At 49.7% G+C, this 25195-nt stretch carries 21 protein-coding genes; 7 read left to right on the forward strand and 14 right to left on the reverse strand.

The annotated features are described in order from the left end of the window. Positions 1-94 precede the first annotated feature (94 nt). The 3 genes from purU to BZG75_RS00430 all read left to right on the forward strand — a co-directional run bounded on the left by purU (position 95) and on the right by BZG75_RS00430 (position 3659). A complete protein-coding gene (purU, locus tag BZG75_RS00420) occupies positions 95-928 on the forward strand; it encodes a formyltetrahydrofolate deformylase (RefSeq protein ID WP_021022444.1) in 834 nt (277 codons plus the stop codon). Between the two features lie 449 nt (positions 929-1377). After that, positions 1378-3108 (forward strand): arginine--tRNA ligase, encoded by a 1731-nt coding sequence (gene argS, locus BZG75_RS00425; RefSeq protein WP_077575863.1) that lies wholly within the window; start codon positions 1378-1380, stop codon positions 3106-3108. A 122-nt stretch (positions 3109-3230) separates the two neighbouring features. Beyond that, a complete protein-coding gene (locus tag BZG75_RS00430; RefSeq protein ID WP_077575864.1) occupies positions 3231-3659 on the forward strand; it encodes an HIT domain-containing protein in 429 nt (142 codons plus the stop codon). Between the two features lie 5 nt (positions 3660-3664). On the opposite strand, the gene BZG75_RS00435 is transcribed toward BZG75_RS00430, so the two are convergent. The 3 genes from BZG75_RS00435 to znuA form a co-directional block, all read right to left on the reverse strand. Continuing rightward, on the reverse strand, positions 3665-5956 hold the full coding sequence (locus BZG75_RS00435) for a hypothetical protein (protein WP_077575865.1): 2292 nt from the start codon (positions 5954-5956) through the stop codon (positions 3665-3667). 114 nt (positions 5957-6070) lie between these two features. Further along, positions 6071-7408, reverse strand: coding sequence for a murein DD-endopeptidase MepM (mepM, locus tag BZG75_RS00440; RefSeq protein ID WP_077575866.1), 1338 nt, complete (start codon positions 7406-7408; stop codon positions 6071-6073). Beyond that, positions 7392-8285, reverse strand: coding sequence for a zinc ABC transporter substrate-binding protein ZnuA (gene znuA, locus BZG75_RS00445; RefSeq protein ID WP_077575867.1), 894 nt, complete (start codon positions 8283-8285; stop codon positions 7392-7394). Before znuA ends, mepM begins: the two co-directional genes overlap by 17 nt. Before the next feature lie 81 nt (positions 8286-8366). Here znuA and znuC point away from each other — a divergent pair, with 81 nt between their 5' ends. Both znuC and znuB read left to right on the forward strand, forming a co-directional pair. Next, positions 8367-9131: a zinc ABC transporter ATP-binding protein ZnuC gene (gene znuC / locus BZG75_RS00450; protein WP_077575868.1), complete on the forward strand. Its 765-nt coding sequence runs from the start codon at positions 8367-8369 to the stop codon at positions 9129-9131. Beyond that, a complete protein-coding gene (gene znuB / locus BZG75_RS00455) occupies positions 9124-9915 on the forward strand; it encodes a zinc ABC transporter permease subunit ZnuB (RefSeq protein WP_077460171.1) in 792 nt (263 codons plus the stop codon). The genes znuC and znuB overlap by 8 nt, the downstream gene beginning before the upstream one ends. Positions 9916-10119: 204 nt before the next feature. Here znuB and sucD read toward each other — a convergent pair whose 3' ends face one another. The 8 genes from sucD to sdhC all read right to left on the reverse strand — a co-directional run bounded on the left by sucD (position 10120) and on the right by sdhC (position 19667). Continuing rightward, entirely contained in the window at positions 10120-10992 is an 873-nt protein-coding gene (gene sucD / locus BZG75_RS00460) for a succinate--CoA ligase subunit alpha (protein ID WP_021022452.1), read from the reverse strand. 2 nt (positions 10993-10994) lie between these two features. Continuing rightward, complete coding sequence (gene sucC, locus BZG75_RS00465; protein WP_077460170.1) at positions 10995-12161, reverse strand: ADP-forming succinate--CoA ligase subunit beta; 1167 nt, start codon at positions 12159-12161, stop codon at positions 10995-10997. A 112-nt stretch (positions 12162-12273) separates the two neighbouring features. Beyond that, entirely contained in the window at positions 12274-13485 is a 1212-nt protein-coding gene (odhB, locus tag BZG75_RS00470; protein ID WP_021022454.1) for a 2-oxoglutarate dehydrogenase complex dihydrolipoyllysine-residue succinyltransferase, read from the reverse strand. 28 nt (positions 13486-13513) lie between these two features. After that, complete coding sequence (gene sucA, locus BZG75_RS00475; RefSeq protein ID WP_077575869.1) at positions 13514-16324, reverse strand: 2-oxoglutarate dehydrogenase E1 component; 2811 nt, start codon at positions 16322-16324, stop codon at positions 13514-13516. 115 nt (positions 16325-16439) lie between these two features. After that, positions 16440-17150, reverse strand: a complete 711-nt coding sequence (locus BZG75_RS00480) for a succinate dehydrogenase iron-sulfur subunit (protein ID WP_077460168.1) — start codon at positions 17148-17150, stop codon at positions 16440-16442. Positions 17151-17163: 13 nt separating this feature from the next. Next, entirely contained in the window at positions 17164-18930 is a 1767-nt protein-coding gene (gene sdhA, locus BZG75_RS00485) for a succinate dehydrogenase flavoprotein subunit (RefSeq protein ID WP_021022457.1), read from the reverse strand. Then, on the reverse strand, positions 18931-19281 hold the full coding sequence (sdhD, locus tag BZG75_RS00490) for a succinate dehydrogenase, hydrophobic membrane anchor protein (protein WP_021022458.1): 351 nt from the start codon (positions 19279-19281) through the stop codon (positions 18931-18933). It lies immediately after the preceding gene. Beyond that, entirely contained in the window at positions 19275-19667 is a 393-nt protein-coding gene (sdhC, locus tag BZG75_RS00495; RefSeq protein ID WP_021022459.1) for a succinate dehydrogenase cytochrome b556 subunit, read from the reverse strand. The genes sdhD and sdhC overlap by 7 nt, the downstream gene beginning before the upstream one ends. A gap of 420 nt (positions 19668-20087) precedes the next feature. Here sdhC and BZG75_RS00500 point away from each other — a divergent pair, with 420 nt between their 5' ends. Next, entirely contained in the window at positions 20088-21377 is a 1290-nt protein-coding gene (locus BZG75_RS00500; RefSeq protein WP_077575870.1) for a citrate synthase, read from the forward strand. Positions 21378-21430: 53 nt separating this feature from the next. Here BZG75_RS00500 and BZG75_RS00505 read toward each other — a convergent pair whose 3' ends face one another. Together BZG75_RS00505 and BZG75_RS00510 are read right to left on the reverse strand one after the other, a co-directional pair. Further along, positions 21431-22189: a Nif3-like dinuclear metal center hexameric protein gene (locus BZG75_RS00505; RefSeq protein WP_077575960.1), complete on the reverse strand. Its 759-nt coding sequence runs from the start codon at positions 22187-22189 to the stop codon at positions 21431-21433. A gap of 134 nt (positions 22190-22323) precedes the next feature. Next, on the reverse strand, positions 22324-22521 hold the full coding sequence (locus tag BZG75_RS00510) for a DUF2517 family protein (RefSeq protein WP_021022462.1): 198 nt from the start codon (positions 22519-22521) through the stop codon (positions 22324-22326). A gap of 138 nt (positions 22522-22659) precedes the next feature. Here BZG75_RS00510 and BZG75_RS00515 point away from each other — a divergent pair, with 138 nt between their 5' ends. After that, positions 22660-23484 (forward strand): DUF1853 family protein, encoded by an 825-nt coding sequence (locus tag BZG75_RS00515; RefSeq protein WP_077575871.1) that lies wholly within the window; start codon positions 22660-22662, stop codon positions 23482-23484. A gap of 55 nt (positions 23485-23539) precedes the next feature. Here BZG75_RS00515 and pgm read toward each other — a convergent pair whose 3' ends face one another. Further along, positions 23540-25186, reverse strand: a complete 1647-nt coding sequence (gene pgm, locus BZG75_RS00520; RefSeq protein ID WP_077575872.1) for a phosphoglucomutase (alpha-D-glucose-1,6-bisphosphate-dependent) — start codon at positions 25184-25186, stop codon at positions 23540-23542. Between the last annotated feature and the right edge of the window lie 9 nt (positions 25187-25195).

Here is a 25195-nt window from a genome sequence, read left to right on the forward strand (position 1 = left end):
GGTCGAAAGCCAAGATCACTGCGAAAATCACTTTGACCTAGCCCGCCAGACAGGGTAAAACCGAGGGTTTAATAATAAGCAGCACAGTATCAGCATGGAACGAAAAACACTACTCACGGATTGCCCTGACGCTCAAGGCTTAATCGCTACCATTACCAATATTTGCTACAAACACCAACTCAATATTATTCATAACCGCGAATACGTTGATCACGCCACCGGTCAGTTTTATATGCGCACCGAGCTGGAGGGAATTTTCAACGATCATACCTTGCTATTGGATCTTGACCACGCATTACCACCCGGCAGTCAGCGTCAATTAGTCAGTTCGCGTCGCAAACGTGTGGTGATCATGGTCACCAAAGAGTCGCATTGTCTCGGCGATATTTTGATGAAAGCGTATGACGGATCGCTCGATATAGAGATTGCCGCTGTGGTAGGGAATTACGATAAGTTACAGCCTTTAACCGAGCGGTTTGATATCCCGTTTCACTTTGTTAGCCATGAAGGATTAAGTCGCGACGAGCACGAGCAAGCGATGATTAAGGCCATTCAAGGCCACCAGCCTGATTATATTATTCTCGCCAAATATATGCGGGTGCTAACGCCAGATTTTGTCGCCCAATATCCGCATCGCATTATTAATATTCACCATAGCTTTTTGCCTGCCTTTATTGGTGCACGCCCCTATCATCAAGCCTTCGAGCGCGGGGTCAAAATCATTGGTGCGACCGCCCATTTCGTGACCAACGATTTGGATGAGGGCCCTATTATTGGCCAAGATGTGATTCATGTTGATCATAGCTTTAGCGCACAAGATATGGCAAAAGCTGGCCGGGACGTAGAAAAAAGCGTGCTCAGCCAAGCGATCGCTCGCGTTATCGACGATCGCGTCTTCGTACACGGCAATAAAACCGTGATCTTGTAGCTCAGCCTCCTTATTTCCACCAAACCGCCATCGATTGCCAGCGCACCGGCGCTGGCCTCTACCTCATTGGTGAGATCATAAGAACCTGTGTAAGCAACTGGTTGATTTTATCTAAAAAGTGGCGTCATCTCGCACTACGACTTTTCCTTTGATGGCATCATAATTGGTAACCTCCGAGAGGGAAAAAAGGCTCGTTGTATTCCGGCGCGTAAAGATATCAAGGAAGGCGGTGAATAACTATTGCCAATGCCTGCTGTTTTATGGGTATCATTAGGGATCATCCGCGTCGATGAACGTCATGGTTCGCGACAATACAGCATCCCGCCAACACTGTGTTTGCACGCTTCATTCTCGCGCAATGCAGTGTTGGCGGATTCTTGTATTGATAAGCTGGAAACCCACATAACGGGTCATTCATAATCAGCCCGGCTAGTAGTAAAGGTAAGCAAGTGAATATTCAAAGTCTTCTTAACGAAAAAGTTTCTGCCGCCATGGTTGCGGCGGGTGCGCCTGAGGGCACACCAGCAGCAGTGCGTCAATCTGCAAAACCACAATTTGGTGATTATCAGGCCAATGGTGTGATGGGTGCAGCCAAAAAGATCGGGACGAACCCGCGTGAATTTGCCCAAAAGGTATTGGATGCGCTTGATCTCGGTGATATGGCAAGTCGCGCAGAGATTGCCGGTCCAGGCTTTATCAATATCTTTTTAAACGATCAGTGGCTGGCTAAACAGGCGGATATCGCCCTGTCCGACGCGCACTTAGGTATCGAGAAACAAGATAAGCAAAATATTGTCGTCGATTACTCGGCACCTAACGTTGCTAAAGAAATGCACGTTGGTCATTTACGCTCCACCATTATCGGTGATGCGGTGGTGCGTACATTAGAGTTTTTGGGTCACAAGGTTACACGGGCCAACCACCTAGGTGATTGGGGAACGCAATTCGGTATGTTGATTGCTAACCTCGAGCTGCACGAGTCACGCGGTGATGATATCTCTATGGAGCTGGGCGATATTGAAAACTTCTATCGTGAGTCTAAAGCGCGCTACGATGAAGACGAAGCCTTTGCCGCCACCGCACGTGACTACGTGGTGCGATTGCAGCGTGGCGATGCCTATTGCAAAGAGAAGTGGGAAAAGCTCGTTAAAGTCACGTTAGAGCAGAACCAGCAGAACTATGACCGTCTAAACGTTTCCCTGACACCAAAAGATGTCATGGGCGAGAGCCTTTATAACGATATGCTGCCGGGTATTGTTGAAGACTTAAAAGCGAAAGGCATCGCGGTCGAAGACGATGGGGCTCAGGTGGTCTTTCTCGACGAATATAAAAATAAAGATGGCGAGCCGATGGGTGTGATCATCCAAAAACGTGATGGCGGCTTTCTTTATACCACCACCGACATTGCTTGCGCCAAGTATCGCTATGAACAATTTAACGCTGATCGCGTGATGTATTTCATTGATTCACGCCAGCATCAACACCTAATGCAAGCCTGGACCATTGTTCGTAAAGCCGAGTATGTTCCGGAAACCGTTAGCTTGGAGCACCATGCATTCGGCATGATGCTGGGTAAAGATGGCAAACCGTTTAAAACACGTGCGGGCGGCACAGTGCGTCTTGCTGACCTATTGGACGAAGCAGAAACGCGTGCCAAAGCACTGATTGCTGAAAAGAACCCTGATATGGATGCGGCCGAGCAAGCGAATATCGCGACGACGGTTGCGATGGCAGCGGTAAAATACTCCGATCTCTCCAAGCACCGTACTACCGATTATATTTTCGACTGGGATCATATGCTGGCCTTTGAGGGGAATACCGCGCCTTACATGCAATACGCATATACTCGCGTTGCCTCAGTCTTTGCAAAATCAGGCGTCGATCGGGATGCGCTTGACGGTGAGATGATCATTGAGCACGAAAAAGAAAAAGCATTGGTTGCTAAGCTACTGCAATTTGAAGAAGCCGTGAAATCTGTAGCCCGAGAAGGACAGCCGCACTTAATGTGTAGTTACCTCTTTGAGCTTGCAGGCTTGTTCTCTAGCTTTTATGAAGCTTGCCCAATCCTGCTCTCAGAAGGACACACTCGCCAAAGCCGCTTGCGCATGGCCGCACTCACTGCGAAAACCATCAAGCAAGGTTTGGCGCTATTGGGCATCAATACGCTTGAACGCATGTAATGGCTAAGCGGACGAGATAACCTAATAGTGAAGCCCACCTTGTCGGTGGGCTTTTTATTTGCCGTGACCCACTCGTCGGTTGTGATATAAGCTGGCGAGATTCATTTCAATACGGAGTGGCTATGTCTTTTTGTCTTCACCCTCGTTTAGCCGCTGACAGCGCGTATGTCGGCGATTTTGCATTATGCCAATTACGCCTTGCAGGCGCAGATTTTGGTCCATGGCTTTTGCTTATCCCTCGGGTAAGTGGCATCGAAGAAATCCATCATCTCAGCCCAAGCGATCAACAAACACTCTGGCAAGAGTCCGCCCTGGTCGCAAGCTGTCTAGAATCTCTTTTTGCTCCCGATAAGCTCAATATTGCAGCAATTGGTAATCTGGTCCCGCAGCTTCATCTCCATCATGTTGCGCGATTTCGCGACGATGCAGTATGGCCCAATCCAATCTGGGGGCACCTCCAGGCGACGCCGCGCTCACCGTCACAGCAAACAGCACTTGTGAGTCAGTTTAGAGAGGCGCTTGTTACTCAAGGATTAACGGTTTTGTCGTGATCACGTCACCCAGCATCCGAGGATTCCGCCAAGGCCTCCGTTGCACCCTCTCGTTTTTTAGTTTCACTCGGCACAGCGAGCGCTTGGTATTCAGTCCACATGGGTTTCAACGTGGACTGAAAAAGCGGATATGCACCGGCATGATCCAAGGGAAAATCAGTATGCTGCCCAACCTGGTGCCGTTGTTTGAACGCTAACCTAACTGCGGCTAATACAATACTGACAAAGAGTATCAGCATGACACCGCTCACCAGGTGAGGCAATATCGGCATAGAGACCCTCATATCCAGTACAGTATGCGACGCGCCATCACGCGGAATGGCAATCCGAAGCTGATAGTGCCCTCCGACCATATTCGCTAACGAGAAGGTTTCTCTTCCGGTTTGCTGCCAAGCGGCCAGCGGTTTAGCCAAAGACTGGCCAGATTGTCGGTAAGGGACCAATTGGTAATGAATACGAGAGACCTGACGCTCTGGCGGCCAGCTTCCCCAAGACACGTTAACCGGGCTTTTTTCGAGCAGTGTGATTGCGGTCTGCTGGCGTGGGCCAACACGCCAGCGCTTATGTTGCTGCCACAGAGCCCCGATCACCACCTGAGGCGGTTTACGCAGCGAAAACGCGAGTTGGTCGGTTTCAATCACGTACTTATTTTCAGCGTCCAGAATGGTCAACTGATGCGGGCGAGACGCAAAACAAGCCACTTGCTCAGACTCAGAAGGCAGTCGGAAAGTGCGGATAAAACCTCGTGGTGCAATGTGGATTAAAGCCTGATTACTATACGCCCAGATACCATCTCGATTTCCAGTGATACAGCGAAAGGCTTCATTCTCCAATGCTAGGTACGCCACCGAGGTTGAATCAGATAAGTTTGGGTTGTATTGATATAGCCCCTTGTTATTCACCAACCATACCCGCCCTTGCTCATCGGCATAGAGATCAACGATGGGTAGTAAGGCATCCATGAGCGGTATCGGCTGGAACTGATCATGACGATAACGCGTCAGCCCTTGGCGATGACGAATCCAAACACTCCCTCTGCCATCATCATAAAAGCCTAATATATCGCCCGCATCAGATTGCCAATTAGTGCCATAATCGATGACCTTTTCAGATTCAGGCCAATAGCGAATGAGGCGATCCTTGAACGCCAGCCACATAACGCCATTTGAGTCGACATATAAATGCTGAGCCGAGAGTGACGAGAGAGACTCGGGGAGCGTGAGGTCAGCGCTTAAATTCCGCCAACCGCCTGAATACAGCCCCCGAGGATCACTACTGGCCAGAAAACCTTGTGTCATCGCTGTTGGCACATCCTGATGTTGATGCGAAATCCAGCGTTGCCCAGGCGCGCGATAACGGGTTGTCTTATCGGTTGAAAACCAGACGCCGTCCTCAAAGTCGCCCCACAAAAAGGTGACTGACTTTCCCGGTATTAACCGAGCGCCGGGCTGCCACACGGGCGTTGCTTCCCCGCCAATAGAGAGAAAATAGACGCCATCGGCACGCGCCGCCCAAAGCCCACCGGAGCCAACCGTTAGGCGCTGGTAACCCCCTTGGATATTAAGTAGATGCTGTGCTTGAACCGCACGGTCTGATAACGCTAAGAGGTAGACACCTCGTTCAGTACTGACCCAAGCTCTATCTCCCTTTGCCGTTATCGCAGTCACAGAGCTTGTAAAGCGCGTGAGTTGGCGAATACCGTCATCGGTAAGCTGATACAAACCTTTGCCGATCGCGACTAATCGGTGCTCAGCGGTAAGCCAAGTATGGTCCGCACGCCATTGACCAGCTCGCCAAATACGAAATTGATTCTCTTTAACGTGATAACGGCTTAATTGTCCATCTTGGATATACCACAGCGTGTTATTCACCGCGGCTAATCGAGGTTGACTCTCGCCGCGTGTGTCTTTGCCGCTGTCTGACAACTTATATTGGATTAGCGTATTGTCACCCGCTCGAAAGCGATAAATACCTCGTTGGCCCGCAAGCCAAATACCTCGTTGGCCCGCAAGCCATAACGTTTGGTGGGCATAGGCGATGGTCACTATTTTTTCGTCAGGTAAGGTCAGCGTTTCGTCTAGAGGGTGGGATTGTTGTCCATCGAAGAAATAAATATCGCCTTGATTATTAAGCAGCCACATACCGCCTGAGGGTTGGACCGCGACATCACGCACATCACCAAGCGCACTGAGCCCCGGATAAGATTGAAATGACGTTTGTAGTGGTTCGTGCGCATGCAAAGGCAGACAAAGGAGAACAAGAGCCAACCATAAAAAACAAAGACATTGGCGTTTCATGTATAAAATGCGAGACAGGGTTGCAGGGTTAAGCCTTGTAGTGTCCTGCTAGTCACTACGAAAGAAAACCCTGCCTCCCCAAATGTGAGCGAGTCCTCACATTTTTAATATTTATTACCCATTAAGACGCTGCTCCAATGCTTGCTGCGCATGTTTTGCTTGACGCTGAAACTCACCTCTCTCCTGACTCGGCACGGGATGAGCTTCGGGCAACGGCACTTTCATGGCATTCACAGGGTGGCCGTACTTTAATAACTCAAAATGCAGGTGTGGGCCGGTCGAGCGTCCCGTGTTGCCACTGAGCGCAATCCGTTGTCCCATTGATACGTGGTCGCCAGGTTTCACCAAAATCCGGTGTAAATGGAGATAACGGGTTGAGTATTCACGACCATGTTTGATGACAACATAGTTTCCTGCTAACGGGTGTTTGCGCGCTTTCACCACCACGCCATCACCTGCCGCTAGCACCGACGTCCCAACGGGGGTAGCAAAGTCGGTCCCGTTATGCGGAGAAATACGCCCCGTAATGGGATGCTTGCGGTGAGGATCAAACGATGAGCTAATCCGGTAGCGTTTCGCCGTAGGGATGCGGCGCAGGGCACGATCTAAGCTTTGCCCTTGCTCATCATAAAAACGGCCATCCGTATGTCGATAAATGAAGATATCACGATCTCCCGCTCGATAGAGCATGGCGGATATATCTCCAGATGAGACCGGTTTATTGTCAATAAACTCTTTATCCACCTGAATCGCAAACTGATCGCCTCGATGCGATTGGCGTCCAAAGTCAAACCGCCATTGTAATGCCGAAACCAGGTTTTGAATTTGATTAGGGGTTAGCCCCGCTTGGCGAGCTTGTTGGTAAAAACTGCTGTTGACACGACCAATCACGGTGACTTTTTCACGATCCCCTTTGGTTTCTAAACGCGCATACGCTACCTTCCCCTGCTCAAAACGATACTGATCCCGGTATTTGAGCGATTGGTACAGGGTGAACGTTAATAACCGTCCTTGTTCATCGACCTGCCACTCCATGTTTTGACCACGACGGATGTCACCCACGCGATCATTTTCATCAAGCATTTGATAAAGCTGGCTGATCGGAAGTCCGTATTGGGAAAAAATACCTCCCAACGTATCGCCGGCAGCCACCGTGTGTTGGTGGGTGCGCGGTGCTTCCGAGGTGATGTCTTTTTCTAATGCATCTTCCGGTACGCGAAGTGCAGGATCATCGGCATCCAGACCCTGTTCGATAGGCTCACTGTGCTCGACGGAGGTGATATTTTGCGTATCGTTCGGGATAGGTATCGGTTGGCGATCACGTGAAGAGGAAAAAGGATGGGGCTGCCACATCAAGGCAGCGCCAACCAAAAGAGATAATGATGCGAGTGCTAGCTTGTGCTGGCGTGGTAGCCGAGCCGTAGCAGCTAACCAGTTAGTGAGTAGTTTCATGCTTTAAACAACGTGCGAAACGATTTCCCATATCTTTTAAAAACACCTGATAAGCATCAGGCGTTACCTGAATTGACGTCGCCAATGGATCGAGTTCGAGGACATTGACGTCATTATGTCGGGTCACAGCATCAATCAGTGCAGGATTAAACTGCGGCTCAGTGAAGATACAGGTCGCATCATGATTAAGCAATCCTCGGCGAATGGTTACTAACGTCTTAGCGCCCGGTTTTTGGCTTGGATCCACGGTAAAATGGCCGGTTTTCTCGAGGCCAAAGGCCGTTTCAAAGTAGCCATAGGCATCATGAAAGACAAAGTAGCCTGACTGCATGTGCGTGGATAACTCATCTTCAATAGCCGCGACGGTTTGGGTTAGCTGGGTATTAAAACGGTTAAGGTTAGCCCGATAGATCGCCGCTTTATCCGGCGCCGCCTCAATTAAAGCCGCGGTAATCGCTTGCGCGGCTACCCGTGTGGTGTCTGGACCCAACCACAGATGAGGGTCGATGTTATGTTCACCGTGATCATGGCCATGATGATCATGGGCGCCGTCAAAATCACGCAGTGGCATCCCCTCGATCTGAGATAGCGTCAGCACCGAGGGCTTATCGGCTAATAACTTATCGAGAAACAGTTCGAGTTCGGGCCCGACCCATAGGGTAATATCGGCTTGATTCAACGCGCGAATATCCGAAGGTTTCAGGGCGTAGCCATGCGGTGATGCGCCAGGAGGTAGCAGCACGTCTAAACGATCATCATCGGCAATGAGTCCTGCCGTAATAAGCTGAAGCGGTTTAATGGTTGTCATCACCGTGATCGCGTGAGCCGGCATCACCAGCAATAGCGCAAAAAGTCCACCAATAATACGAGCTGTCATCATTCCTCTCATTCTTTTGTTTTCTCGACGGGCAGAAATGTTATATTATAACAATTCCAATTCACAATGCTTTTTTTCACTATGACAAATTCGCTAGTCTCGCTTGACGCGGTGACGGTGACCTATAACGGCCGAAATGTGCTGGACAAGGTCTCTATGCAATTAAAACGAGGACAGATTACCACGCTCATTGGTCCAAATGGCGCGGGGAAATCAACCTTAGTCAAAGCATTAATTGGTTTAGTGAAGCCTGCAGCGGGTATGGTTCACGTCGCTAAAGGGGTGAAGATAGGCTATGTGCCACAAAAACTTCAGCTTAACCAGACACTGCCTTTGACGGTTGACCGATTTATTCGCCTAGGAACACGCTATACCAATTCCCAAATTGATCACGCGTTGAAAACCGTCAACGCAGAATCATTGCAATACGCCAATATGCACACGCTTTCGGGCGGGGAAACACAACGTGTTCTTTTGGCGCGTGCGATCTTAAAACAGCCGGATGTGCTGGTGTTAGATGAACCGGTGCAAGGGGTCGATGTCAGCGGCCAATTAGAAATGTATAGCCTCATCGCGCACCTGCGCGATACACTAAAATGCGCCGTATTAATGGTGTCACACGATTTGCATTTAGTCATGGCCAAGACCGATGACGTCATTTGCCTTCAACACCATGTGTGCTGCTCTGGCGCACCCGACGCCATATCTCAGCATCCATCGTATGTCGCGATGTTTGGTCGTCAAACCAGTGAACAACTGGCGTTATATCATCACCACCATCATCACCAACATGATCTTGCAGGCCAGCCTGTAAGCTGTGATCACCAAGAGCACCACCATGATTGAGTTCCTTCTAGCCCCTATTATGGGTGGCCTACTTATCGCTGCCATTGCTGGGCCATTAGGCTCTTTTGTGGTCTGGCGTCGAATGGCCTATTTCGGCGATACCTTAGCACACGCTTCATTACTTGGGCTCGCGCTTGGGTTTTTACTCCAAATTGACTTAAATCTCGCGCTGGTGGTGACGTGTTTGCTTCTCGCGATCTTGTTGGTTGGTCTGCAACGCCAACATCTGGTTTCTACCGATACCTTACTTGGGATATTGGCACACAGCGCCCTGTCTTTGGGCTTAGTGGCGGTCAGCTTTTTAGACAACATGCGGGTTGATTTGATGGCCTATTTGTTTGGCGATCTGCTGGCGGTTTCATTTGCTGACCTTACCTGGCTCGCGGTCGGCGCCTGCTTTACACTTGCTGTACTGGGATACTATTGGGAACAACTTCTATCGATGACCGTCAGTGAAGAGCTGGCTAAAGTCGAAGGGATAGCGGTCGAAAAACTGCGGCTTTTATTGATGCTGTTGATTGGTTTAGTGATCGCATTGGCGATGAAGTTTGTTGGCGCGCTGATTATTACATCCATGCTGATCATTCCCGCTGCAACAGCCCGCCGACTGGCGTCTACGCCAGAGCAAATGGCTGCTTTTGCTAGCCTGATTGGCATGTTCGCCGTGATGCTGGGTATGGCTGGATCATGGTTTTATGATACGCCCGCAGGGCCGTCAGTAGTGGTTGCTGCAGCCAGTGTATTTATGCTCACGCAGCTGGTCCCCTCTCGCGCCGTTACCTGAGTATCTGCGAATATGGCCTGAATATGATGATGCTGTGAATGCGATCATAGCCTGAAGACGATCATAGTCTGAACGAGTCTAAACGTTAAACACGTTTATGCTGTGAAAACGCGCAGGCCTTTGCTAACGCCTTAACGTCTTCCCTGTAACGACAAAAGCCGCTCACATGAGCGGCTTTGGGCTTTACGTGACTGGAAAATTACATTACCAGTTGGTTTTTTCACGTAGTGCTTTGCCAATATCGGCCAAGCTTTTCACTGTTGTCACGCCTGCCGCTTCCAAGGCCGCAAATTTATCGTCTGCGGTACCTTTACCACCAGAAATGATTGCACCCGCATGGCCCATACGTTTGCCTGGAGGCGCAGTCACACCAGCAATATAAGCCACAACCGGCTTGGTAACATTCGCTTTAATGTACGCGGCGGCTTCTTCTTCGGCGGTACCACCGATTTCACCAATCATTACAATTGCTTCGGTGGCTGGATCCTTTTCGAACATCGCGAGGATGTCGATAAAGTTTGAGCCTGGAATCGGATCACCACCAATTCCAACGCACGTTGATTGGCCAAAGCCTTCATCGGTTGTTTGTTTTACCGCTTCATAAGTCAAGGTGCCTGAGCGTGAAACAATGCCTACCTTACCCGACTGATGGATATGTCCTGGCATAATGCCAATCTTAGACTCATCGGGGGTAATCACACCGGGGCAGTTAGGGCCGATCATTCGCACCCCTGCTTGATCCAGTTTCACTTTCACTTCCAGCATATCCAGCGTTGGAATACCTTCGGTAATACAGACGATCAGCTCAATCCCGGCGTCAATCGCTTCTAAAATGGCATCTTTACAAAAAGGCGCTGGCACATAAATGACCGAGGCAGTGGCGCCGGTCGCTTCAACCGCGTCTGCCACGGTATTAAAGACCGGAAGGCCGAGGTGAGTCGTGCCGCCTTTGCCCGGTGATACGCCACCGACCATTTGAGTTCCATATTCAATCGCCTGCTCGGAATGGAAGGTTCCTTGACCGCCCGTAAATCCTTGGCAGATAACTTTGGTTTCTTTATTGATCAGCACTGACATTGTTATTTACCCTCCGCTGCAGCAACGACTTTCTGTGCGGCTTCGGTTAGCGATGTTGCCGCAATGATGTTCAAACCACTATCGGCCAGTTTTTTGGCGCCTAAGTCTGCGTTATTCCCCTCAAGACGAACCACAACAGGCACTTTAACGCCGACTTCTTCAACCGCACCAATAATGCCATCTGCAATCAGATCACAGCGCACAATGCCGCCAAAGATGTTCACCAATACCGCCTTTACGTTGCTATCAGACAGAATGATTTTAAAGGCTTCTGTCACACGCTCTTTTGTCGCACCGCCTCCCACATCGAGGAAGTTGGCAGGGCTGCCACCGTGCAAGTTAACAATGTCCATGGTCCCCATTGCCAAGCCAGCACCATTCACCATACAACCAATGTTGCCGTCTAACGCAACATAGTTCAGCTCCCACTGTGCCGCATGCGCTTCGCGCTCATCGTCTTGACTCGGGTCGTGCATCGCACGCACCTTCGGCTGACGATATACCGCATTACTGTCAATCGCTAGCTTTGCATCCAAGCAATGCAAATCGCCTTGTTCAGTAATCACCAGCGGGTTTACCTCGACCAAGGCAACATCTTTATCCAAGAACAGTTGACCAATCCCGACAAAGATCTTAGTGAACTGCTTGATTTGCTCACCTTCTAAGCCAAGTTTAAATGCCAGTTGGCGACCCTGGTAAGGTTGTGGGCCAACCAAAGGATCAATCGATGCTTTGTGAATCAGCTCTGGCGTTTCTTCGGCGACTTTTTCTATTTCAACACCGCCTTCGGTGGATGCCATGAAAACAACGCGACGCGAGCCACGGTCGACCACGGCGCCCAGGTAAAGCTCTTTAGCGATATCGGTGCAAGACTCAACCAAAATTTTGCTGACTGGTTGGCCATTCTCGTCCGTTTGAAATGTCACTAGGTTTTTACCCAGCCATTTCTGTGCAAATTCGCGGATTTCTTCTTTTGAGTTCGCGAGTTTTACCCCGCCCGCTTTTCCGCGGCCACCGGCGTGAACTTGGCATTTCACAACCCATTTGTTGCCGCCAATTTTATCGGCTGCTTCAGCAGCTTCTTGTGGTGTATCGCAGGCATAGCCCTCTGAAACTGGTAGACCATATTCAGCGAACAGCTGCTTTGACTGATATTCGTGCAGATTCATGATGTTCTATCCGTGTTAGTGTCCATTATTGTATCTTTATGCTTTCCAAAGAAGGGGACCTCCGTCCCCTTCAAAACGGTTTATTTCCCTCAAAAAGACGTCGATAACACCATTAAACGTCTAGGAGCAGACGTGTTGGGTCTTCAAGGAGCTCTTTGATGGTGACCAAGAAACCAACCGACTCACGACCGTCAATAAGGCGGTGATCATAGGAAAGCGCAAGGTACATCATCGGCAAGATTTCAACCTTGCCATCTACCGCCATTGGGCGATCTTGAATTTTATGCATGCCAAGAATGGCAGCTTGAGGTGGGTTAATGATCGGCGTTGACATTAATGAGCCGAACACACCGCCATTGGTCAGGGTAAAGTTACCTCCGGTGAGTTCATCAACGGTCAACTTGCCGTCACGCCCCTTTATGGCTAAGTCACGAATACCTTTTTCGATATCGGCAAAGCCTAGTTTGTCGCAGTCGCGTAGTACAGGCGTTACCAGACCACGCGGGGTAGAAACCGCCATGCTGACGTCAAAATAGTTGTGATACACAATCTCATCACCATCTATTGACGCATTCACTTCTGGATAACGTTTAAGGGCTTCAACGACCGCTTTGACGTAAAAAGACATGAAACCAAGGCGAATATCATGACGCTTTTCAAACGAATCACGGTACTGCTTACGCAGTTCCATAATTGGCTTCATGTTCACTTCGTTAAATGTAGTTAGCATCGCGGTGCTGTTTTTTGCTTCGAGCAGACGTTCTGCCACGCGCTTACGCAAACGCGTCATCGGCACACGCTTCTCGCCTCGCTCTGCCACTGGCGGCACATCTTGGGTCGCCGCTTTCTGCTCACTGCTTTGCGCGGGCTGCTTCTTCAGGTGCGCTTCCACATCTTCTCGGGTAATGCGTCCGCCTACACCCGTGCCTTTCACCGCATCCGAAGAAAGATCATGTTCAGCCAATAAGCGACGGACGGCAGGGCTCAGTGAGTCATTGCTCTCTTCTTCTAGTGACGCAGTGTGGCGCTTATCCGGTGATGCCTCTGATTCAGCGGGCACATCTTTGGTTGGTTCACCCGCGACAGCCCCTTCTTTCAGCTTGGCGATCGCTTGTTTCCCCAGCACGGTTGACCCTTCATCTTCAATGATGGATTCCAGTACCCCATCTGCAGGAGCGGGAACTTCTAGCACGACCTTATCTGTTTCAATATCAACCAGTACTTCGTCACGGGTTACCGAGTCACCTGGCTGTTTATGCCATGTGGCAATCGTTGCGTCAGCCACAGATTCGGGTAAATCGGGAACCAGAATTTCGATTGTCATATCGTATTTATCCTTAATGTTCTAGTTCTTACTTTAGGGTCAGAGCGTCTTGTACTAACGCTTTTTGTTGTTTCTGGTGTACAGACATATAACCTACCGCTGGCGATGCCGAGGCGGCACGCCCAGCGTAGCTGAGTGTGGCACCATCCGGTAAGGCTGCACGGAAATTGTGCTGGCTGCTGTACCAAGCCCCTTGGTTTTGTGGCTCTTCTTGACACCATACAAAGTCTTTTGCATTGCCGTAAGGCGCAATCACTTCTTTCACCGCCTCAAGCGGGAACGGATAAAGTTGCTCGATACGAACAATGGCTACGTCATCGATTTCTTGCTCGCGGCGTGCTTTCAGCAAATCGTAATAGACCTTACCGGCACACATAACCACCCGTTTCACCTTGCTTGGATCCAGATCATCCATTTCACCGATAGCGGGTTGGAAATCGCCCTCTGTCAGATCGTCTAGGCTGGATACACAAAGCGGATGGCGTAGCAAGGATTTAGGTGACATAACCACCAATGGTCGACGCATCGGGCGAACAACTTGACGGCGTAGCATATGATAAACCTGAGCGGGGCTCGAGGGCACCACGACCTGCATATTTTGCTCGGCACATAATTGCAAATACCGCTCTAAGCGCGCGGAAGAGTGCTCAGGGCCCTGCCCTTCATAACCGTGAGGGAGCAACATGGTTAAACCACACATCCGGCGCCACTTCTGCTCGCCAGAGCTGATGAACTGGTCAATCACAACTTGCGCGCCATTACCAAAATCGCCAAATTGCGCTTCCCATACCGTTAAGCCACCCGGCTCTGCGGTCGCATAGCCATACTCAAATGCCACGACGGCCGCTTCAGACAACACAGAGTCATAAATTTCGAACGGCCCTTGCTTATTATGGATATTGGCAAGGGGGACATAGGTACTGCCATCGCCTTGGTTATGTAACACCGCGTGACGATGGAAGAAAGTACCACGACCAGTATCTTGGCCCGTAATACGAACACGCTTGCCGTCGTCCACCAGCGTGGCATAGGCCAATGTCTCGGCCATCCCCCAGTCAACAGGTTTTTCACCATCAATCATCGCTTTACGATCTTTGTAAAGCTTACCGACTCGGCTGTGTAGCGTATGGCTATCTGGCAATTGACAGATACGGTTACCAAGCTCTTTCAGCCGTTTGGCATCGAACTTATTCGCCCACTCAACCGTCCAGTCGTGGCCGAGATAAGGGGTCCAGTCGACCGAGTGCAACACCATTGGGCGCCACTCTTTCACTACGCATTCACCGCTGTCCAACAGATCACGGTATTCGTTAATCAATTCGGTCGCTTTTTCTAGGTTGGCAATGCCTTGTTGATCAAGCACATCCGCATAGAGTTTGCGCGGCGTCGGATGTTTTTTGATCTTCTGGTACATCATCGGCTGCGTGGCATTCGGTTCATCCGCTTCGTTATGGCCATGACGGCGATAACAGACCAAATCAATGACCACATCGCGTTGAAACTCATTACGAAAATCAAGCGCTAAACGCGACACAAATGCTACCGCTTCGGGATCGTCGGCATTGACGTGGAAAATCGGCGCCTGAACCATTTTCGCGATATCGGTGCAGTACTGGGTTGAGCGAGAATCTGCCGGATTTGAGGTTGTAAAACCAATCTGATTGTTCACCACAATCCGCACCGTGCCGCCCACTTGGAAGCCCCGCGCTTGAGACATATTAAAGGTCTCTTGCACCACGCCTTGTCCCGCAATCGACGCATCGCCATGAATGGTGATCGGCAATACGCTTGAGCCTGTGCTGTCTTCGAGTCGGTCTTGACGCGCACGCACGGAGCCCATGACCACTGGATTAACAATTTCAAGGTGTGACGGGTTGAACGCTAAAGCAAGATGAACGTCACCACCTGGGGTCGCAAAGTCAGATGAGAACCCCTGATGATATTTCACATCACCGGTTCCCCAACTTTCATCTTGTTTCCCTGCGAACTCATCAAATAATTCTGACGGCTTTTTACCTAGCACATTGACTAAGACATTGAGTCGACCACGGTGAGCCATCCCAACAACCACTTCACGCCCACCTTTACTCCCCGCATGGCGAATAAGCTCTTTGAGCATAGGAATGAGCGAGTCGCCCCCTTCAAGCGAGAAACGTTTTGCCCCAGGGAATTTAGCCCCCAAATACCGTTCAAGGCCTTCTGCTGCCGTTAGCTCTTCCAAAAAGGTGAGCTTCTCTTCCTCGCTAAATTGTGGCTGTCCCACAACTGATTCGAGGCGGCTTTGAATCCAACGCTTTTCTTCGGTATCTGTAATGTGCATGTACTCAGCACCAATTGACCCGCAATAGGTCTTTTGCAGTGCGTCATACAACTCACCTAATTGCATATTGTCTTTGCCAATTGCAAATGAGCCGACATTAAAGGTCTCGTTAAAATCCTGCTCGTTAAGAGAATGGAAGTCAGGTGACAAATCGGGGACAGGTTTACGTTTCCATAATCCGAGGGGGTCTAAACTGGCCTGTTGATGGCCACGGAAACGGAACGCATTGATCAGTTGAAGAACTTTGACTTGTTTCGCGTCTACATCTGGATCATTGACTGAAGCACTTGCACGCGATGTATCGGTAGCTAAGCGTCGAAAGTAATCGCGAACTCGAGAGTGGGGTTGTTCTACCGCGGTATCACTCACCACTGGTAGCTGGTCAAAGACCGCTCTCCATTCTTGATCAACTAACTCCGGGTCACTGAGGTACATTTCGTAGAGATCTTCTACGTACGTTGCATTGGCGCCAGCCAAATGAGAAGACTCTAACCAAGCCTTCATCACGCCATTTTGCATTGTTATCCCTTAACCACTAGTTATTTATCCAAACACCGGTTCTAAGCCGGGTTACCTGTTATTAAGCCCCGTCCTAGAACGGGGCATTTTTTATCTACGTTATTGGTTCAGCGTTTTAAACGCCGCGCTGAATCAGCATTGACTTAATGTGCCCAATTGCCTTGGTTGGATTAAGCCCTTTTGGACATACACTGACACAGTTCATTATTCCGTGGCAACGGAAGACACTAAAAGCGTCGTCTAGATCAGATAACCGTTCTTCAGTTGCCGTATCACGGCTATCTGCTAGCCAGCGATAGGCAGCAAGAAGGCCTGCAGGGCCGACGAACTTGTCAGGGTTCCACCAAAACGATGGGCACGCCGTACTACAGCAAGCGCACATGATGCACTCATACAAACCATCAAGCTCTGCTCTATCTTCCGGCGCTTGAAGGTTCTCACGCGACGGTGGTGTCTCATCGTTGATCAAATAAGGTTTGACGCGCTCGTAGTTCTCATAGAACTGCCCCATATCGATAATAAGATCACGCACTACGGGCAAACCAGGCAACGGACGAATAACAATCTCCGACTTATCCATTAGCGAGGATAAAGGCGTGATGCATGCCAGCCCATTTTTACCGTTCATATTGACACCGTCAGAGCCACAGACTCCCTCTCGACACGAGCGACGGAATGACAGGGTTGGATCCTGTTCTTTGAGTTGAAACAGCGCATCCAAAAGCATCATATCTGACCCTTCAGGGACGTCGAGTGTGTAATCCTTCATGTATGGCGCATCGTCCACATCTGGATTATAGCGATAGACTGAAAAATTAACGTTCATCGTTTCGACCCCCTTAATAAGTACGTGCTTTCGGTGGGAAAGCGTCACGATGCACAGGCGCCATATTGACGTCGCGCTTGGACATGGTTTCCGTTTCTGGGTTATAGATGGAGTGACACAACCAATTCTCGTCATCACGCTCTTGGTAGTCGAAGCGCGCATGAGCACCACGGCTTTCCGTCCGATAATACGCGGAGACCGCCGTTGAATAGGCAGTTTCCATCAGGTTCTCCAGCTCCAAACACTCGACGCGCTGGGTGTTAAACTCTGTTGATGTATCATCAAGGCGTGCTGTTTTGAGTCGCTCACGGATAGCATCCAACTCTTTCAGCCCTTTTTCCATCGCTTCGCCTTCTCGGAACACCGAGAAGTTTTCTTGCATACACGCTTGAAGGTCTTTGCGAATTTCTACTGGGTCTTCACCCTGCTGAGTACTATTCCAGCGATTGACGCGAGCCAGAGAGGCTTCAATGTCTGATTCACTGGCGTCTCTTGCTTCCACCTGCGCTGCCAAGGTTTCCCCTAGGTGTAACCCTGTTGCACGGCCGAAGACAACCAAGTCTAAGAGCGAGTTGCCCCCTAAGCGGTTGGCGCCATGTACAGAGACACTGGCGATTTCACCGCAGGCAAAAAGCCCTTGAACTTCGATATCATTGCCCAGTGGATCTTGTTTAATGGCTTGGCCGGATACTTGCGTTGGAATGCCTCCCATCATGTAGTGACACGTTGGGATAACAGGAATCGGCTCTTTGATCGGATCGACATGTGCAAAAGTGCGCGACAAATCCAAGATACCCGGCAAGCGCGATTCCAGTACATCTTTGCCGAGATGATCGAGCTTCAGCTTAATGTGTGGGCCCCATGGCCCCTCACAGCCGCGTCCTTCACGGATCTCGATCATCATTGATCGGGCAACCACGTCACGACCCGCAAGGTCTTTTGCATTAGGCGCATAACGCTCCATGAAGCGTTCACCATCTTTATTAAGTAGATAGCCACCCTCACCACGACAGCCTTCTGTCACCAAGACACCGGCACCCGCAATGCCTGTGGGGTGGAATTGCCACATTTCCATGTCCTGCATCGGTACGCCAGCACGGAGCGCCATACCGACACCATCCCCGGTATTGATGTGCGCGTTGGTGGTTGACTGATAAATACGGCCTGCGCCCCCAGTCGCCAACACGGTTGCTTTCGATTTGAAGTAACAAATCTCACCCGTTTCCATGCACATCGCCGTTGCACCGACAATCACTCCATCTTGGTTTTTGACCAGATCAAGGGCATACCACTCTGAAAAAATCGTCGTTTTGTTTTTGATGTTTTGTTGGTAAAGCGTATGCAATAAGGCATGGCCAGTTCGGTCTGCCGCCGCGGCGGTACGTGCCGCTTGCTCGCCCCCAAATTCTTTTGATTGACCGCCAAAGGGTCGTTGATAGATCGAACCGTCTTCAAAGCGAGAAAAGGGCAATCCCATTTTCTCTAGCTCAATGACTGACTGCGGGCCTGTTTTACACATGTATTCGATAGCGTCTTGATCACCGATATAATCGGAGCCTTTGACGGTATCGTACATATGCCATTGCCAATTATCCTTGTGCGAGTTACCCAGTGCCACTGTAATCCCGCCCTGTGCTGACACAGTATGAGAGCGAGTTGGGAACACTTTAGATAACAGCGCACACGTTAGGCCCTGCTCGGATATTTGCAGTGCCGCGCGCATACCGGCGCCACCTGCTCCAATAACGATTGCATCAAATTCGCGAACTGGAATACTCACTTACACACCCCACAATACAAAGAAACCGGCAAACACATAGATGAGAAGCGTGGCGACAACAGCAAGCTGTAATACACCGCGCAGCAAGGCTGGCTTGATATAATCAGTCAACACCTGCCACATCCCAATCCAGCCGTGGATCAGCACAGAGACCAGGGCCAACATGGTAAAGACCTTCGTGCTGGTCTGGCCGAAAAACGCTGTCCATGAGGCATACGTAATCTCAGGGCCAAAGACGGCAAAACCGACCATATAAAGTGTGTAAAGTGTGATGAGAATCGCAGTAGCTCGGACCAGCACATAATCGTGCACACCGTTGCGACCCACCGATGAAATATTTTTTGTTACCATACTAAAACCCCCGCCAACACAGCTAGCACGCCTGCAATTACAAACGAGACTTGGGCACTTTTTGCCCCCGACTCCAGCTCTTCAAAGTAACCCAGGTCTTGGATTAAATGACGAATCCCGCCAACGATGTGATAAGCCAGCGCCGTCAAAATGCCCCAAAGTACGAGCTTGACGAAGAAGGTATCGAGTATCGCAGCAGCAGATTGAAATCCATCAGGAGAAGAGAGAGACAGGCTAAGCAGCCACAGTAGGATGGCGATCGAAACAAAGGTGATCACACCTGATATCCGATGCAAAATAGACGCAATCGCTGTAATGGGGAAGCGAATCGTCTTAAGGTCGAGGTTTACGGGTCTTGACTTTCTTTCTTTCACGATATTGCCCACTCAGCTCTATTGAGCATTTATAGTTATTACACTCTCTGAACCTCAGTACTCAAAGCGTAAGACCTGCAACATCTGCGTAACGCGCTTCATGTACCTTATTGCTTATAACTGCAATTCTCGGTGAATGGATCACGTCAGTTAGGAAAGGTGTTTGAGCCCCTAAACGCTCTAGGATACTGATTTGCCCAGAGACCTCGAAAAAGTATACGTGGCGTAACAGACAATTACAAACGCACAAAATTGACCGGAATCTCACAACAGATATTTAACCCCCATTGCAAATAAGTTATTAACTAACGCACATAAGTTATTAACTGACGCACACATCGATAGGTTAAAAATTGACATAATAGAGGTCGATCGGTAAAACGGTCGGGTCCGTATCCTGGATGGGATTATAAAATAACAAAGGAGATTGTTATGGCAGAGAAGAAAGCTACCCTACATATCGAAGGGAAAGCACCAATCGAACTGCCGATTATCGGAGGCACTGTCGGCCCGGATGTGATCGATGTGCGCAAGCTAGTCAATGAAGGTTACTTCACGTTTGATCCAGGGTTTGTTGCGACAGGATCTTGCGATTCGCAAATCACCTACATCGACGGCGAAGCGGGTGTTTTACTGCACCGTGGTTTTCCGATAGATCAACTTGCCAATAACGCTGATTACTTAGAAGTCTGTTACATCCTGCTCTACGGCGAAGTCCCTACAAAAAAACAATACGATGGTTTTCGTTCTATGATCGTGCGCCACACCATGGTTCACGAACAAATCGCGAGTTTCTTCCATGGTTTCCGTCGTGATGCTCACCCTATGGCCGTTATGGTCGGGGTTGTAGGGGCGCTTGCCGCGTTCTACCACGATTCTCTCGACATCAACAATGATAAACACCGTGAAATTACGGCGTTTCGTTTGCTGTCGAAGATGCCTACCCTGGCGGCTATGTGTTACAAGTATTCGATTGGCCAGCCATTTATTTATCCACGTAACGATCTGGACTACGCAGAGAACTTCCTTCATATGATGTTTGCCACACCATGTGAAGAATATGAGGTGAATCCGGTAGTTGCGCGCGCGATGGATAAGATTTTCACCCTACACGCGGATCATGAGCAAAACGCCTCAACATCCACGGTACGCCTAGCGGGATCATCGGGAGCCAATCCGTTTGCTTGTATTGCTGCCGGTATCGCGTCCTTGTGGGGGCCGGCACATGGCGGGGCCAATGAAGCTTGCTTGCGCATGCTCGAGCAAATCGGCCATGTCGATAATATTCCTGAGTACATTGAACGCGCTAAGGATAAAGATGATCCTTTCCGCTTAATGGGCTTTGGTCACCGGGTTTATAAAAACTATGACCCACGTGCAACGGTCATGCGCGAAGCATGTCATGAAGTGCTTGAAGAGCTACAAATTCAAGACCCGTTATTGGATGTGGCGATGGAGTTAGAACGCATCGCACTCTCCGATCAATACTTCATCGACAAGAAATTGTATCCGAATGTCGATTTCTACTCGGGCATCATCCTCAAAGCCATCGGTATTCCAACATCGATGTTTACCGTTATCTTCGCGATGTCGCGGACGATCGGTTGGATTGCTCATTGGAACGAAATGCATACGGATCCACACAAGCGCATTGGTCGTCCACGCCAGCTTTACTCAGGCTATACCCAGCGTGAATTCACGCCAATGGATAAACGCGATTAACTGCGACACCTTGATGATAGAGCTAACGAAGCCGCCTCGATGGGCGGCTTTTTTTATGCCGGATTGTCGATATCGACAAAGTGCGTGGTAAGCCCATGATGGTCAGCTAACCACTCACCCAACGCTTTAACCCCATAACGTTCTGTTGCATGGTGCCCCGCGGCAACATAATGCACACCCTGCTCGCGCGCTGAAAACGTGGTTCGCTCAGAAATTTCACCCGATAAATACGCATCCATGCCTTGCTCGGCGGCTAAGTCGATAAAGTCTTGCGCCCCTCCCGTGCACAGACCGACGGTCTCTATCCGTGCTGTCCTGCCACCGTCAACGACAAGTGGCGTTCGGTTAAGCACGGTCGCAACTTGTTGCTCGAATTGGCCAAGTGTCATCGGTGTTGATAATTTGCCATAGACAGGAATGGAGACTGGATTATTGGGCTCCAAGCCACCTATGAGCTCAATCCCCAATCGTTTGGCTAGCTGGGCGTTGTTGCCTAATGTGGGATGGATATCAAGCGGCAAATGGTAACCGTATAAGTTGATACCGTTTTCAATCAACATCTTAATCCGTTGATACTTCATGCCGCGTATTGATTGCGACTCACCACGCCAAAAGTAGCCATGATGAACCAAGATAGCATCGGCTTGATATTCAATTGCTTTATCAATTAAGTCTTGGCAGGCCGTCACGCCAGTAACAATGGTTTGTACATTATCGCGGCCTTGAACTTGTAATCCGTTTGGGCTGTAGTCTTTAACTTGTTCAGGTTTCAGTTCAGCGTTAAGCAGGGCTTCTAGCTGGAAATTATTCATAGCAATCACATTCACTTGCGAGACAATGGCAACAGTGTAACCTGACAAGCAAAGATAAAAAAAGCGGCTAGCATTGATGCTAACCGCCTTTTTCAACCACACAAAGTTGCGCGTTTAAGTCACGTCTTCGCGGGTTACAGATAGCCCCCAGCTTTCTCGGACTCAGCCAGCCATACAGGTTTGGTGCTGTCTTTAAGCCATACTTGGTGCAAATGACTATAAATACGAGAAGCCAGCGATGGCGCAATCAGCGTTGGCAGGCAAGTGATGCCCGCCACTACGACAACACAACGACGCAGAACAACACGGGTTTTATCGAACGGTTTATACATAGCGAACCTCACTCATCTGACCAGTTATGTGTGAAGTCTATCATTATTTTTGTAGTATTACTACATTTTGCTGGTTTTTTATCCTAAAAATACGTTTTTGGTATTAACAAACGATTAACAAGGTAATTAAATTACATTATGGCTTATCTGCGGTCACACCACTCACCGGACACGTTGTTTGCCAATAGGGAACAAATACAGGCGGATATAAAATGGCTACAACGCCAATTTCCGTTGTTGTCTTCTGAGCAATTTTCGCTGGTGCCGCACGGACTTTTCTCGGCCGTCTCGGTATCGGCATCTAAACCGTACGCGGGCCCTAAGCGAATTGGCTTTTATTATCAATGGTTGCTCACTGAGTTAATCCATCATCATCCGCACTTGCGACTAGAAGCAGAGGAAATACAGGTTAATGAGGCTGGAAAAACACGAGGTGCCATTGATTTTTTGATTGAGTACCAAGGGCAGTTAGAACACTGGGAAGTCGCAGTAAAATTTTATCTTGCTCATCAGAATCGCTGGCTGGGTCCGAATGCCAAGGATGCACTCGATATTAAAGTTGCGCGCATGATTGACCATCAATTGGCTCTGTCGAGTCATCCAAGCTTTTGCCAACAGTTTCCTCATTGGCGGCCCACCCAAAAACGCTTAATGGTTCAAGGCCGGCTTTACCGTCATTACAGCCAGGATACTGACCTGCCCGACTGGCCTCCCGTTAATGCGGCAAGTGTCGGTGGTTGGTGGTGCTGGCCTGACGAACTGCCAACAGACAGAGAATTTGCCATGTTGGCCCGCGATCAATGGTTATCTCTGCCAGAATTTGGGGAGTTACCCCCCATGGTCTCAGGCAGTCTCGGTAACATAGACCGCACGTGTCATTTGTTAGATAACACACAAACACCTTGGTTCGTGGTGCCGAACACTTGGCCTAATAACGCACCTTCGCCCGCCCCCAAAAAATAAAAAGCGCGCACTTAATCGTGCACGCTTTTTGCAAACGGAGAACGGAAACAGCGCGCTAGACGCCCTGTTGCTCAAACACGCGATCGACAATTTGTTGCGCTTCCTGTTCAATCAAGCGCAAGTGTTGCTCGCCTTTAAAGCTCTCACAGTAGATTTTATAAATGTCTTCGGTTCCTGATGGGCGAGCCGCAAACCAACCATGATCCGTGACCACTTTGAGTCCGCCAATTGCCGCGCCGTTACCCGGTGCATGAGTCAATTTAGCAGTGATGACATCCCCTGCTAAGGTGTCAGCTGTCACCATTTCCGGACGCAGTTGGCTCAGCACCTGCTTTTGTTGCGCGTTGGCGACCGCTTGCAAACGGTTATAGGCAGGATCCCCATGTTTATCCGCCAGCTTTTGATAATAAGCCTGTGGTGTCAGCCCCGTCACCGCCAGGATTTCTGCCGCCAGTAAGCAAAGAATAATACCATCTTTATCGGTAGACCAAGGCTGACCATCAAAGGTTAAAAACGACGCCCCCGCACTCTCTTCACCGCCAAAGCCAAGCGTCCCCTCATGCAAACCAGGCACGAACCACTTGAAGCCGACCGGGACTTCAACCAGCGGGCGTGATAAGTCATTGACGACTTTATCGATGATGGCACTAGACACCAGTGTTTTACCGACACCTAACCCTGCAGGCCACTGCTGACGATGTCGGAATAAATAATCAATGCACACCGCCAAGTAATGATTAGGATTCATCAAACCGGCGGGGGTCACAATGCCGTGACGATCAAAGTCGGGATCATTACCAAAAGCCAAGTCATAATCGTCTTTATAAGCGAGCAACCCAGCCATCGCATAAGCAGACGAACAATCCATCCGGATAACGCCATCACTATCGCGCGGCATAAAGCCAAACGTCGGGTCGACATGATCGTTAATCAAGGTAATATCGAGTTGATACTGAGTCGCAATCTGTTGCCAATAGGCGATACCTGCACCACCTAAAGGGTCAACAGCCAGCTTTAATCCCGCTTTTTGAATAGCTTCAATATCAACCACCTGAGTCAGACCGACAACATAAGGGGTCACGAGATCTTTTTCAACGTAATAGTCGCTGGCCATCGCCGCATCAATATCGATGTGTTGAACACCCTCTAAATAGGTATCGATGTATCGATTGGCTCGGGATTCAATCGCCTTGGTGATTTCTCCCTCTGCCGGCCCGCCATGTGGCGGATTATATTTAATGCCGCCATCTTGCGGTGGATTATGTGAAGGGGTAATGACAATGCCATCCGCTTGTTCAGCATGATCACGATTATAAGCCAGAATTTGCTGGGAAATGCCCGGTGTTGGCGTATAGCCCTGATTTGCCTGTGCGATAATTTGCACCTGATTCGCCGCCAACACTTGTATGACCGCCCCAAACGCAGGCGCAGACAATGCATGTGTATCTTTACCGACAAACACTGGCCCTGTGATGCCACGGGCTTGGCGTTCATCACAGATTGCCTGCGCAATCGCTAAAATATGATCACGATTGAAGGTGGTGCTTAATGCGCTCCCGCGATGACCTGACGTACCAAAAGCAACTTGTTGTTCGGGTTGCCCTGGTCGAGGTTGAGCTTGGAAAAAACGCGTAACAAGCGCAGGAATATCACACAAGTCTGCTGCTTGTGCGCGTTGTCCTGCTTGGGGATGCACTGCCATATTTCTCTT

This window comes from Salinivibrio sp. AR640, from assembly GCF_001995405.1.
Classification (GTDB): Bacteria; Pseudomonadota; Gammaproteobacteria; order Enterobacterales; family Vibrionaceae; genus Salinivibrio; species Salinivibrio costicola.